Annotated in this window: 1 protein-coding gene; it reads right to left on the reverse strand. The window is 66.4% G+C overall.

Annotation, left to right across the window (positions count from 1 at the left end):
• The coding region (locus tag ACSNOB_RS32065; RefSeq protein ID WP_436691200.1) for a KR domain-containing protein at positions 1-284 on the reverse strand (284 nt) is incomplete at its 3' end.
• Positions 285-324: the final 40 nt, after the last annotated feature.

Below are 324 nucleotides of genomic sequence, written 5' to 3' on the forward strand. Positions count from 1 at the left end.
GCCCACGGACCCCACGCCACCGACGTCCCCACCAACCCCCGAGAACGCCGCGACACCACCAACCCATCCACAAACGCATTCGCCGCCGCATACCCCACCTGACCCGCCGAACCCCACACCCCCGCAATCGACGAAAACACCACAAACGCATCAAGATCCAAACCAGCCGTCAACTCATCCAACACCACCGCACCACCAACCTTCGCCCGCAACACCTCCTCCACCTCACCCACACCCACCTCACCCAACGACCGCAACTGCGCCACACCCGCCGCATGCACCACCGCCCGCAACCGCTCACCCGCCGCCGCCAAACCCCCCAAC

It is taken from the genome of Micromonospora sp. URMC 106, assembly GCF_051386395.1.
Taxonomy (GTDB): Bacteria; Actinomycetota; Actinomycetes; order Mycobacteriales; family Micromonosporaceae; genus Micromonospora.